This window comes from Acidimicrobiales bacterium (assembly GCA_035533095.1).
Lineage (GTDB): Bacteria > Actinomycetota > Acidimicrobiia > Acidimicrobiales > Palsa-688 > DATLUM01.
In genome coordinates, this window is the sequence record DATLUM010000050.1 from 187,496 (window position 1) to 199,410 (window position 11,915).

Annotated in this window: 15 protein-coding genes; 10 read left to right on the top strand and 5 right to left on the bottom strand. The window is 69.0% G+C overall.

Annotated elements, in window-relative coordinates:
* The first annotated feature begins 11 nt into the window (after positions 1-11).
* From VNF71_05900 to VNF71_05910, 3 genes are all read left to right on the top strand, one after another.
* Entirely contained in the window at positions 12-587 is a 576-nt protein-coding gene (locus tag VNF71_05900) for a phosphatase PAP2 family protein (GenBank protein ID HVA74079.1), read from the top strand.
* On the top strand, positions 587-1,213 hold the full coding sequence (locus VNF71_05905; protein ID HVA74080.1) for a DsbA family protein: 627 nt from the start codon (positions 587-589) through the stop codon (positions 1,211-1,213). The genes VNF71_05900 and VNF71_05905 overlap by 1 nt, the downstream gene beginning before the upstream one ends.
* Positions 1,214-1,385: 172 nt before the next feature.
* Positions 1,386-1,646 carry a hypothetical protein gene (locus tag VNF71_05910; protein ID HVA74081.1) on the top strand — a complete coding sequence of 87 codons (261 nt, stop codon included), beginning with the start codon at positions 1,386-1,388 and terminating at the stop codon, positions 1,644-1,646.
* 18 nt (positions 1,647-1,664) lie between these two features.
* Here VNF71_05910 and VNF71_05915 read toward each other — a convergent pair whose 3' ends face one another.
* Positions 1,665-2,621: an LLM class F420-dependent oxidoreductase gene (locus VNF71_05915; protein HVA74082.1), complete on the bottom strand. Its 957-nt coding sequence runs from the start codon at positions 2,619-2,621 to the stop codon at positions 1,665-1,667.
* A gap of 118 nt (positions 2,622-2,739) precedes the next feature.
* Here VNF71_05915 and VNF71_05920 point away from each other — a divergent pair, with 118 nt between their 5' ends.
* From VNF71_05920 to VNF71_05935, 4 genes are all read left to right on the top strand, one after another.
* Positions 2,740-2,892 (top strand): hypothetical protein, encoded by a 153-nt coding sequence (locus VNF71_05920; protein HVA74083.1) that lies wholly within the window; start codon positions 2,740-2,742, stop codon positions 2,890-2,892.
* A 59-nt stretch (positions 2,893-2,951) separates the two neighbouring features.
* Entirely contained in the window at positions 2,952-4,127 is a 1,176-nt protein-coding gene (locus VNF71_05925) for a steroid 3-ketoacyl-CoA thiolase (GenBank protein ID HVA74084.1), read from the top strand.
* Positions 4,128-4,964 (top strand): ChbG/HpnK family deacetylase, encoded by an 837-nt coding sequence (locus VNF71_05930; GenBank protein ID HVA74085.1) that lies wholly within the window; start codon positions 4,128-4,130, stop codon positions 4,962-4,964. It begins immediately after the preceding gene.
* 70 nt (positions 4,965-5,034) lie between these two features.
* Positions 5,035-5,397, top strand: a complete 363-nt coding sequence (locus VNF71_05935; GenBank protein HVA74086.1) for a cupredoxin domain-containing protein — start codon at positions 5,035-5,037, stop codon at positions 5,395-5,397.
* Positions 5,398-5,406: 9 nt separating this feature from the next.
* On the opposite strand, the gene murF is transcribed toward VNF71_05935, so the two are convergent.
* On the bottom strand, positions 5,407-6,744 hold the full coding sequence (gene murF, locus VNF71_05940; protein HVA74087.1) for a UDP-N-acetylmuramoyl-tripeptide--D-alanyl-D-alanine ligase: 1,338 nt from the start codon (positions 6,742-6,744) through the stop codon (positions 5,407-5,409).
* Between the two features lie 34 nt (positions 6,745-6,778).
* Between murF and VNF71_05945 the strand changes: the two genes are divergently transcribed.
* The 3 genes from VNF71_05945 to VNF71_05955 all read left to right on the top strand — a co-directional run bounded on the left by VNF71_05945 (position 6,779) and on the right by VNF71_05955 (position 10,237).
* The gene (locus VNF71_05945) at positions 6,779-7,990 is read left to right on the top strand and encodes a D-alanine--D-alanine ligase family protein (protein ID HVA74088.1); all 1,212 of its coding nucleotides are present in this window, start codon (positions 6,779-6,781) and stop codon (positions 7,988-7,990) included.
* Between the two features lie 73 nt (positions 7,991-8,063).
* Positions 8,064-9,701 carry an AlkA N-terminal domain-containing protein gene (locus tag VNF71_05950; GenBank protein ID HVA74089.1) on the top strand — a complete coding sequence of 546 codons (1,638 nt, stop codon included), beginning with the start codon at positions 8,064-8,066 and terminating at the stop codon, positions 9,699-9,701.
* Entirely contained in the window at positions 9,698-10,237 is a 540-nt protein-coding gene (locus VNF71_05955; GenBank protein HVA74090.1) for a methylated-DNA--[protein]-cysteine S-methyltransferase, read from the top strand. Before VNF71_05950 ends, VNF71_05955 begins: the two co-directional genes overlap by 4 nt.
* A 10-nt stretch (positions 10,238-10,247) precedes the next feature.
* Here the strand turns inward: VNF71_05955 and VNF71_05960 are convergent, their stop codons facing one another.
* The 3 genes from VNF71_05960 to VNF71_05970 are packed head-to-tail and all read right to left on the bottom strand — an operon-like array spanning position 10,248 to position 11,895.
* Positions 10,248-10,631: an SCP2 sterol-binding domain-containing protein gene (locus VNF71_05960; protein HVA74091.1), complete on the bottom strand. Its 384-nt coding sequence runs from the start codon at positions 10,629-10,631 to the stop codon at positions 10,248-10,250.
* Between the two features lie 22 nt (positions 10,632-10,653).
* Entirely contained in the window at positions 10,654-11,556 is a 903-nt protein-coding gene (gene mca, locus VNF71_05965) for a mycothiol conjugate amidase Mca (protein HVA74092.1), read from the bottom strand.
* 48 nt (positions 11,557-11,604) lie between these two features.
* Positions 11,605-11,895 (bottom strand): 4a-hydroxytetrahydrobiopterin dehydratase, encoded by a 291-nt coding sequence (locus VNF71_05970; GenBank protein ID HVA74093.1) that lies wholly within the window; start codon positions 11,893-11,895, stop codon positions 11,605-11,607.
* Between the last annotated feature and the right edge of the window lie 20 nt (positions 11,896-11,915).

Sequence of the window (11,915 nt, forward strand, 5' to 3'; positions counted from 1 at the left end):
AGAAGAGATGGGTGCCCCCCGCGGTGCCCATCCCTAAGGCGTTCGACCGCTTCGACTCGCTGGTTGACAGCTGGTTCGAGGAGCACATGCGGGGGCGCCCGCTGGTCGACGTGGTGATGTACGCGGCCAGCGCTCTCGGCGACCACGGCATCATCTGGGTGGGCCTGGCCGGCGTCCAGGCGGCACGGCGCGCCCGATCGGGCCTGCCGTGGCAGCGACGGCTGACGACGACTGCCGCCGGGCTGGGCATCGAGTCGGCACTGGTCAACGGCCCGGTCAAGTGGATGTTCCGCCGTACCCGACCGGTGCACGAGGGTCCCAGGCCGCACTCGCTGCGCCGGCCCCGCACGAGCAGTTTCCCGAGCGGGCATGCTACGGCCGCCTTCTTCGGCGCAGCCATCCTGAGCGAAGAGGACCCGATGTGGGCGCCCTTGTACTACGCGGTGGCGGTCGTCGTCGCGGCCAGCCGCATCCACGTCAAGATCCATCACGCCTCGGACGTGACGGGAGGGGTCCTGATAGGCGTCGTGCTCGGGGAACTGGGCCGTCGTGTGCTGCCCCTGACGGTCGGCGAGGAATCCCGCTGATGGCTCCTGGGTTTAACCAGGGGATGATCAACACTTTCGAAGTCACCTGGGATTACCGCTGCCCGTTCGCCCGCAACGCCCACGAGCATCTCGTGACCGCGTTGGAGGCCGGCGCCGAATGGCAGGTGGGGTTCCGGGTATTCGCCCTCGACCAGGCCCACGTCCACGAAGGCCGGCCACCCGTGTGGGAGGAGCCGGACCGCTATCCCGGCTTGCTCGCCAACGAAGCGGGCCTCGTGGTCCGCGACCGCCAACCCCAATTGTTCCACCGGGCCCATCTCGCCCTCTTCGCGGCACGTCACGACAGAGCCCTCGATTTGCGCCAGCGCGAGGTGATCGGCACGACGCTGGACGAGGCCGGCGTCGACGGAGCCAGCGTGCTGTCCGAGATCGACGCCGGCTGGCCCCTCGAGGTGCTCCGGGACGAGCACAGCCGGGCCGTCGAGACCCTCGACGTTTTCGGCGTCCCCACTTTCATGCTCGGGGACCGGGCGGTGTTCGTACGGTTGATGGACCGCCCGGAGGGCGATGCCAAGAAGGCCACCGCCGCTATCGAGCGTGTCCTCGAGTTGGCCGAAGGCTGGCCCGAGCTCAACGAGTTCAAATACACCCGCGCCACGCGGTGAACCCCGGCGGGGGCGGTCATCGCTGCTCGCCTCGCTCGACGCATGGCGCAAGTCGAACTGGGTAGCCTGAGTATTCTCCCAGGATATTTGGGCTACCCACTCGTCCAGGGAAGGCCGCCGGACACCCCGCCGGCTCCCGGGCACCAGCCGGCCCCGGCTATCTTCGCCGGCGGTGGCGGACGGCCTGGCGATACTCGGTCTGGCTGAAGGCGAGACGGTCCGTTGGCGTCCCCCGAACGGGGGCCGCTGGCAGACGGGCACGGTGGTGCGGCGCGAGCGCGACGGGAGCATCGGGGTCACCGACGGCCGTGGCCTGTCCCGGAGCCTGAGCGTCGAACGTCTGGAGGTGGCCTGCACCGGCCGGCGTGGCGCGAGGCAGTGGGAGCCACTCTCCGAGCGTGCGGCCCGCAGCGAGCAGCTCCGGCTGCTCTAGGGGGTGCCTACCCGGGGCTCATCCGCCGGCGGTAGGGGCTAGATCACGAACCGCTTGGCGGAGGTCGACGCCCACGGGGATCACGGCCAGCGCCGGCGTGGTGACCCCGTTGTCCATGTAGCGCTTGACGGTTGCGCGGACGCCCGCCGGCGAGCCGTGGATGATGAGATCGTCGACCACCTCGTCGGGGATCTCGTCGAGCGCCGCCTTGCGGTCACCGGCATTCCACGCCTTCCACATGCCTTCCAGCAACGGACCGCGGCCCAACCACTCGTGGAAGGCGGCGTAGACGGGGACGTTGAGGTAGGCGGCGACGAGGCGGCGCCCCACCGCGCGAGCCGTGGCTGTGTCCTCGGTCGGGCAGACGAAGATCCGCGCCACGACCTCCTTGCCCGGTCCGACTTCGGCTACCACCTTCGGAACGTCGTCTGCACCCAACCAGTTGATGATCGCCCCGTCCGATTCTCGGCCGGCCAGACGCAGCATTCCTGGTCGCAAGCCGGCGACGAGGATCTGCGGCACGACCGCCGGTGGCCTACCGAGGCGGAAGCCCCGGACGGTGAAGGTTTCGTATTGCTCGTCCACCTTCTCCCCGGTCAGTGCCCGGCGCAGGAACCGTACGACGTCACGGGTCCGCTTGTAGGGCTCCTCGAAGGGGATGCCGTTCCAGCGCTCGACTATCACGTTCGACGAGGTGCCCACGCCGAGGGCGAACCTGCCCGGCGCCGCCTCGGCCATCGCGGCGGCGCTCTGCGCGAGCAGCGCCGGCCCCCGGGTGAAGGCCGGGACGATGGCGGTTCCCAGCCTCAGTTGCGGTGCCCAGGCCGCGGCCAGCGCCAGCGGGGTGAAGGCGTCGGTCCCGTCGGCTTCGGCTGACCAGACGTCGGTGTAGCCAAGCTCGACCAGGTCCTCGAACCACTCGCGGTGGTCCGCCAGCGGGATCCCGTCGAAGGGGATCGTCATGCCGTAGCCCATCGCCGGATGCTACCGGGCCGGGTGCCACCGGGCCGGATGCCACCGGGCCGGATGCCACCAATCCAGCGGACCCGCCCGGTGAGGGTGACTGTCACACCCTCCTGGGAACATATATGGCATGGCCGAACAGCTCCTGCTCCTCCAACCCGAAGGGGACGACTGGCGCCTCGACACCGAGACCAAGGAGATCGGCCTGCGCGGCATCGCCGAGGCGAAGCGCATCCTTCTCGACGCCATGAACCGCTCCGAGCACCAGCGCACAGCCGCATGACCTGAGAGGCAACCCTCCCCGGGGGCGAAGGGGGACGGCCCGCCGGTAGCATCGGCACCATGGCCGAAGTCGTGATAGTCGATGCTGTCCGGACCCCTGTTGGCAAGCGCAACGGGGGGCTCGCGACAGTCCACCCCGCCGAACTGCTCGGCACCGCACTGACGGCACTGTTCGACAGGGCCGGCGTCGACCCGGCCGCCGTCGGGCAGGTTGTCAGCGGATGCGTGTCGCAGGTCGGCGAGCAATCGTTCAACATCGCCCGCACCGCGTGGCTCTCGGCCGGGTTTCCGCTGACGACAGCCGCCGCCACAGTCGACGCGCAGTGCGGGTCGAGCCAGCAGGCGGCGAACCTCGCAGCGAGCCTTGTCGCGTCGGGCACCGTGGACATCGCAGTGGCCTGCGGCGTCGAGTCGATGACGCGGATCCCCATCGGCTCGAACTCGTCCAAAAAGCTCGGGCTTGGCGTGCCGATCCCGAAGAGCTACTTCGACCGCTACGAGTTCACGTCGCAGTTCGAAGGAGCCGAGCGCATCGCCGACAAGTGGGGCATCACCCGCGAGGACACCGATGCCTTCGGGCTGCGCTCCCAGCAACTCGCCGCGCAGGCGTGGGCCGAGGGGCGCTTCGACACGCAGATCACCCCGGTGGAGGCGCCGATCGTCGACGAAGATGGCAAGCCGACCGGCGACACCAAGACCGTCACGCGCGACGAGGGGCTCCGCGAGACCACGCTGGAAGCGCTCGCAGGACTCAAGCCGGTGGGCCGCCCTGACGGCGTACACACCGCGGGCAGCTCCTCGCAGATCTCCGACGGCGCCGCAGCGATCCTGATGACCACGCCCGAGCGCGCCGCTCAGCTCGGCCTCACCCCGAAGGCCCGGATCGTGGATCACTGCCTTGTCGGCGTCGACCCGGTGCTCATGCTCACCGGCCCGATCGACGCGACGAACCTGCTGCTCGAGCGGACCGGTCTTGGCATAGCCGACATCGACGTGTTCGAGATCAACGAGGCCTTCGCCTCGGTGGTGCTCGCGTGGGAGCGCGAGGTGAAGCCGGATCCCGAGGCCGTCAACCCCAACGGCGGGGCCATCGCGCTTGGCCATCCCCTCGGCGGGACGGGCGTGGTCCTGCTGACCAAGGCACTGCACGAGCTCGAGCGCATCAGTGGCCGGCGGGCCCTCATCAGCATGTGCTGCGGAGGCGGGCTGGGCACCGGCACCATCATCGAGCGCTGATTGACGTCCCTGGCCGAAGCGCTCGGCTACCCACCCGGTGCGTCGTTGGTGATCGTCACCTGCGACGAGTTGGGGGTGACGTTCGCGAGCAACGCGGGCGTGTACAGCGCGATACGCGAGGGCATGGGAAAGACCGCCGGCCTCGTGGTGCCGGGCCCGTGGGCGCGCGAAGCCGCCGCGCGCTACCGGGGCGAGGATGTCGGCGTGCACCTGACCCTGAACGCGGAGTACGACCTGTTCAGGTGGGGCCCGATCACGCACTGCCCGTCGTTGCTGGACGGGGATGGCGGGTTCCCTCGGACGCTGGACGATCTGTGGGATCACGCCGACACCGACGAGGTGCGGCGTGAGTGCCGCGCGCAGATCGAGCGGGCGATCTACTGGGGTTTCGACGTCAGCCACCTGAGCGCCCACCTGGGAGCGCTGGACTTCCGCCCCGAGTTCTTCGACGTCGCATTGGAGATGGCGACGGAGTTCAGCCTGCCGCTGAGGCTGCCGAACGCTGGTGCGGAGAAGCAGTGGGGGTTCCCGTTCAGGGAGCTGGCCGCGCAAGAGGGCGTCCTGTCCCCCGACCACCTCGTGCGTGTTCCTAGGCAGCACGGGACGAGGGGCGCTCTCGATCAGCTTCTCGCCGATATCAAGCCCGGCGTGACCGAGGTCGTCCTGCGGCCGGCTCTCGACACCGCCGAGTTACGAGCCGTGGCACCCGACTGGGCGGCTCGCGTCGCGGACCACGACCTTGCCATGATGGCGGATTCGTTACGCGTCCTTGCCACACGTTCAGGCGTTCACCTCATCGGCTACCGTGAGCTGCGCGATCTCCAACGTGCAAGGTGACCTCGTCGGGCGCGACGGCCCGGATCTTGTCAATCTGAATCCACCTCATCTACGTAGAAGAAGAAGCCCGATGATCAGGTACCGGATCGCAGCCGTGGCTACCGCCCTTGTGCTTGTTGTGGTCGCGGCGGCATGCGGGTCGTCCGGTCCCTCGTCGTCGAGCACCACGGCAACGCAGTCCGCGAATGAAGTGGTGATCAAGAACTTCGCCTTCGTCCCTCACACGATCACGGTGAAGGCAGGGACAACGGTGACGTGGGTCAACGAGGACAGCGTCGTCCACACGGTCGTTGCCGACCATGACACATTTCCGTCGAGCTCCAACTTGAACCAGGGCGGCAAGTACTCGCACACGTTCAACACGCCCGGGACCTACCCCTACATCTGCGGCGTCCACAAGTACATGACCGGCACGGTCGTGGTCACCGGCTGAACCAACCGTCTAGTGGCCGGCCTGCAGGCAGGCGGCGAGACGCTCGAGCCCCGCCACCCGGCTCGCTTTCACGAGAACGGCGTCGCCGGCGCGCAGATCCATCCGGCGCAGGACGTCAAGAGCCGAATCGACGTCGGGTGCCGGTACCACGCCGTACGCGTCAGTCCCGACTGCGATCAGTTCGATCCCGCGGGAGGCGGCTTCGCCGGCCATCCGGAGATGCTCCTCCGCGCTGCGCTCGCCCAGCTCCGCCATCTCCCCCAGCACCGCTATCCGTCGCGAGGCGGGGACGGCCTGAAGCGCGTCGAGCGCCGCGGCGAGGGAGGTGGGGTTGGAGTTGTAGGCGTCGTTGATGAGGGTCGCGCCCGACGCGGCGCGCGAGATCTCCATCCGCCACGGCGACAGGCGCGCGTCCCGCAGCGCCGCCGCGGCACTCTCCATGGGGACTCCCGACACCCCCGATACCGCGAGCGCCGCCAGAGCGTTGCCGACCTGGTGGAGACCTCGCGCTTCGAGACGTACGTCCGTGTTTCCCCATGGCGTCCGCGCCGTGAAACTGGCGCGCAGCTCGCCGTCAAGCGCTGCGCGTTCAGCCACGACGTCGGCAGCTGCGGCACCCGATGCCGAGTAGAAGATGTGCGAGGCAGACGACGATCGCGATGCCATCGACCTGACCCGTCGATCGTCGTGGTTGAGGACCGCTGTGCCGCCACTGGGGAGCGCGGCTACGAGCTCGCCCTTGGCTTCAGCGATGGCTTCGAGGCCGCCGAAGGCCTCGGTGTGGGCGGCGACAACCGCCGTCACGACCGCGATGGTCGGGCGCGCGATCCCGCACAGGAGCGCGATGTGACCAGGACCGCGTGCGCCCATTTCGATCACCGCGACCTCGGTGTCCTCTGGCGCGTTTGCGAGGGTGAGGGGGACGCCGATCTCGTTGTTGAACGACCTGACGCTCGAGGTGACCCTGCGCGCCGCGCAGAGCGCAGCAGCGACGAGGTCCTTCGTCGATGTCTTGCCGACCGATCCCGTGATACCGACGACGTCGGCTTCGAGACGGTCTCGGGCTGCTGAACCGATAGCGAGGAGGGCCTTCCCCGTGTCGGCAACTTCGATCACGAGGCCTTCACCGCCGGGGCCGTGTCCGGTCTCCACAAGGACCCCGCCCGCGCCTGCTTGCAGCGCGTCGCGCACGAAATCGTGCCCGTCGCGCTCGCCACGGAGGGCCACGAAGAGCTCACCCGGGGCGATCGTCCGTGAGTCGACTGCAACCCCGGTGAGGTCCGCTCGGCCTGGCCCGGTGAACGTGCCTCCCGTCGCACCCGCCACATCCGCCGGGCTCCAATGCATCCGACGATCATGGCAGGCCGGTAGCGTCTTGGTGATGTCCGCTCAGGCACCGGCGAACAAGACCCGCTTGATAGTCATATACGGCGGGCGTTCCGCCGAGCACGAGGTGTCATGCGTTTCGGCCCTGCATGTCGTGCGCGCCGTGGACCCCGCCCGCTACGACGTGAAGGTCGTGGGGATCACGACGGAAGGTCGTTGGATAGAGGTGCCGGGCGAAGCGCTCGACCAGGCAGCCGGAGAGGTTCGCGCCCTCCCATCTCCGGACACGATCGAGGTCGCGGGCGCGAAGCGGTCCGGGCCCGCCGGCGAAGACCCCGATCCGGGGCGGGCGGATCGCTCGAGCGGCAGCTTCCGGTCCGTGCTGGAGCTCGCGGCCGAACCCCCGCCGTCGGCCGAGATCACAAGGTCGGGATCCGAGACCACCACGCCTTCGCAAGGACAGGTCGTCGTGCTACCTCTGCTGCACGGTCCCATGGGAGAGGACGGCACCGTGCAAGGGCTGCTCGAAGTCGCCGGTATCCCCTACTGCGGCGCCGGCGTGGCCGGCTCGGCCGCCGCGATGGACAAGGGGCTCACCAAGTCCCTTCTCGCATCTGCGGGCATTCCTCAAGCCCGGTATCTGCTGCTGCGCGAGGGAGAGGTCGACGACCTTGTCTCGGATCGCGTGGCGACGGAGCTGGGATGGCCGGTGTTCGTCAAGCCGGCCAACATGGGGTCGTCCATCGGGATCACCCGCGCGGCCGGGGAGGATGAGCTGCGCGCAGCCCTGGACCTCGCCTTCCGCTACGACGAGTTCGCGGTGATCGAGGAGGCCGTCGCCGGCGCACGGGAACTCGAGATCGGCGTCCTCGGGTGGCCTGAGCTGCGCACTTCGGTACCGGGTGAGATCAAGCCCAGCCACGACTTCTACGACTTCGCCGACAAGTACGTCGACGGGGCCGCCGGTCTGGAAGTTCCGGCGCAGATCCCCGACGAGATCGCCGCGGAGATGAGCCGGCTCGCGATCACGGCGTGCAGGGCGGTGCGGGTGGACAGCATGGCCAGGGTCGACTTCTTCTGGGAGCATCCTGGCCGCGGCCTGTTGATCAACGAGATCAACACCATCCCCGGCTTCACCCCCATCTCGATGTACCCGCAGATGTGGGCGGCGTCCGGGGTCCCCTACCCGCAGCTGGTGGACGAGCTCGTCGACCAGGCGATCCGGCGAGCCGAGCGCCGGCGGCGGTTCGACACCCGGCACACCTGATACAGCGACCCGAGCGCCGGCGCCAGACCGCTGCGGAAGCCGGGACCGGCCGGCATGCAGAGCCCGGGCGTCGATGTCCGAAAGCCGCCAGCGCCAGGCCCGCCAGCATGCCAGGCTGAGAGCAGTGATCGACGAGGAACGCTGTTACAGGGCGGTCTGCAGCCGCGACGGGCGCTTCGACGGGGCCTTCTTCACCGCGGTGCTCACGACGGGCATCTACTGCAGGCCGAGCTGCCCTGCCGTAACGCCGAAGCGTGTGAACGTCAGGTTCTACACCACCGCTGCCACCGCCCAGGACGCGGGGTTCCGTGCCTGCAAGCGCTGCCGCCCGGATGCCGCGCCGGGCTCACCCGAGTGGCTGGGCCGGCAGGACACCGTGGCGCGCGCGGTGCGTCTCATCGCGGACGGTGTCGTGGACCGCGAGGGCATCTCCGGCCTGGGTAAACGGATCGGCTACAGCACACGTCAGCTGCACCGGATCGTCTTCGCAGAGCTGGGAACCGGCCCGCTGACCCTCGCCAGAGCTCACCGTGTGCAGCACGCCCGGATGCTGCTCGAGACCACCGACCTGCAGGTCACCGAGGTCGCTCTCGCAGCAGGCTTCCGCAGCGTCCGGCAGTTCAACGACTGCGTCCGTCTCGTCTACGGCATGACACCCACGGACCTGAGACGCGCTGGGCCGCCCAAGCACCGCAGCAGCACGCCCACGGCCGGTGCCAACCGTCCCGGCGGCATCGACGTCCACCTCTCGTACCGGCCGCCGCTGGATCTCAATGGGCTGATCGGGTTCTTCGCCATGAGGGCGATCCGGGGGGTCGAGAGCTTCGACGGTTCCGTCTACCGCCGCGTGCTCGGCCTCCCCCACGGATCGGGTGTGCTGTCGGTCCGGGCGGACCAGCAGGGCGACCTCCGCTCGAGGAGCACGAACCGGCGGGTCGCTTACCTCGCCTGCAACATCGCGCTCGACGACCACCGCGACTTCGTCGCCGCAGTGGCACGCGCGAGGCGCCTGTTCGACCTCGACGCGGATCCCGTGGCGGTCGGGACGCTGCTCGGCGCGGATCCCGCGCTGGGGGTGCTCGTCGATGCACGACCGGGCTTGCGGGTCCCCGGCTCTGCTGACGGGTTCGAGACAGCCTTGCGAGCCGTCGCCGGTCAGCAGGTCTCCCTGAAGGCGGCGCGAGGGCTGATCGGACGCATCACCGAGATGTACGGAAAGCCGCTCGGGACGCCAGCGGGTGAGCTCACCCACCAGTTCCCCTCGGCCGAAGCGATCGCCGCGGCCGCTGCGTCGAGCCTGCCTCTTCCATCGACGCGCGCGGACGCGCTGCGCCGGCTCGCCGGCGCAGTGTGCGACGGCACCGTAGTGCTCGATCCCGGCGCCGACCGTGACGAATCCGAGCAGATCCTCAGACGGTTACCGGGCATCGGCGCGTGGACTGCTGGTTACATCAGGATGCGCGGCCTGGGAGACCCGGATGTGTTCCTCGGCAGCGACCTCGCTGTGAGAAGGCAGTTGTCCGGGCTGCAAGGACCGGCCTCTCCCGATGGGTGGCGGCCGTGGAGGTCGTACGCGACGGCGCACCTCTGGAACGGCGCGAGCAATGGCGCATCGGCCGCCACGCCGGCGGCACCGGCATCGGCACCGGATGTGCGATCCCCGCGTGGCCGACAGCAAAGCCGACAGGAGAAAGGAACCACGACCCGATGAACACCATCCCCTTCCTCGACGTCGACCCCCGTGACACGGGCAGACGCTGGTGGGACGACGTACCCGTAAAGGTGGGCAACGCACGTATAGGCATGGTCGTCGTCTCCGATGGGGAAGCGATCACGGCCATACGTTTCGGCCACTCGAAGTCGGGCAAGTCCCCCGTCGCCGAGAGCTGGGTGCGCGACCGCAAGGCCGTCCGCGAAGCCGCCGAGCAGCTGGCCGAATACGGAGCCGGCAACCTCAAGGAGTTCGACCTGCCGTTGCGGCCGTCGGGAACCGAGTTCCAGATGAAGGTGTGGGCAGAGTTGACCGCGATCCCCTACGGCACGACTACGAGCTACGGAAGGGTTGCCGACGCCATCGGACGGCGCGGGAGCGGAAGGGCGGTCGGAGCGGCCGTCGGGTCCAACCCGATCGGCATCGTCATCCCGTGCCACAGGGTTATCGGGGCGGACGGTGCGCTCACGGGCTTCGGGGGTGGGCTCGACAACAAGGTGGCCCTCCTCCGCCGGGAGGGGATCACCGCCTTCTGACAGCCGGTCGCTACCGCGCGGTCTCGGCCGCCAGTGAGGCGACCTTCTCTCGCCACGCGATGAAACCGGTCCCGGTCGTCGACTTGAGGAACCCGAGCAAGAGGGCACCGTCACCCGACGCCTTCAACCTGCCGCGCATGAACGACACGCTCGGCTCCACGTCGCCCCTGACCATGTCGAGAGCGTCCTCGCTCGCAAGGAGCAGAACCAGATCAGCGGACGCGTCGCTGCCCGCCTCGCCGGCCGCGGCGACGCCGTCTTTGTAGATCCAATGGAAGCCCGCCTCCTGGCGCCGGCCGCCGCTCACCGCGAACGACACGGTCCCCTTGGCCCCGGGAATGTCGGGAAGCAACTTCGTCAGTGGAGCGGCAGCTTCAGCCCACTCGGCGCTCATCCAGGCACATTGCGCCATCTCGCTAACGCCGGCCCGCGCGGACGGAGCCGATCCCCGCGAAGAGATCGTCGTCGCTGATACCCCCGGCGAGGTCCCGGACGATCTCGTACTCCTCCCACGGGTGGATCGCGTCGGCGATCTCGGGAGGCAGGCCGAACCAGTGCCGTGAGTTCGGGTCGACCTGTGTCTCGTGCGCGAGAAGGGCCTCGCGTGTCACGTAGGTGAAGCCCCTCACGTCGACGGCGACATGACGCCGTTCGGCGCCGTCCTGGTCACCTTCGATCTCGGCGGCTGACTCGATCCAGCGCTGGAGACGCTCGTCCGTGTACGGCGACTCGAGACCCAGTTCGAGGAACTTCTCGTGCATCGCGAGCATGCGCCGCGCCGACCACCTCACGTAGCAGAGGCGGCTGGGCTGCCACGGCTCGCCCGTGCCGGGGAAGCACTCCGGATCACCGGCGGCGTCGAACGCGATCTCCGAGATCTCGTTGACGCGGAGGTGGTCGGGGTGCGGGTAGCCGCTCTGATCCTGCGGGTAGGTGACGACCACTTGCGGCCGCACCCTGCGGATCACCTCGACCAGCCGCCCGGCGGCCTCGTCGAGGGGAGCCGCCGCGAAGCAGCGCGGGTCGGAGTTCGCGTCGCTGCCCGGCATGCCGGAGTCCCGGTAGCCGAGCATCACGACCTCGTCGTAGCCGATGATCTCGGCCGCGCGGTCGAGCTCCTTGCGACGGATGGCGGAGAGATCGCCCCGCACCTCCGGTGTATCCATGGCCGGGTTGAGGATGTCGCCCTCCTCCCCGCCGGTGCAGGTCACCAGGACGGTACGGACGCCGGCGGCGTGATATCGGGCGATGGTGGCGGCACCCTTCGAGGACTCGTCGTCTGGGTGGGCGTGCACCGTCAGGAGGCACAACTGCGTCATTCTTCGATGCTACGGAAAAGACCCGGCAATTGCGGCGACCAGCCGCTGTCAGGCTTGGTCAGGGAGGCGGTCTATCTCGGCCGCCAGGTCCATGTCGGAGCGGGTCAACCCGCCTGCGGAGTGGGTGCTGAGCCGGAGGGTGACCTTGTTCCACGAGATGGCGATATCTGGGTGGTGGTTGCGGGCTTCGGCAAGCTGCCCGACCTCGTTGACATACGCCAGAGCCCCGACGAAGTCACCCCTCTGGACGGTCTTGACGATCTCGTTGCCCTCGCGGGTCCACGCGAGGCCGGCCAGTGCCGCCTCGATCGCGGCGTCATCGAGAAGTTGTGCGGGCACGACGCGAGCGTAGCGGCGTG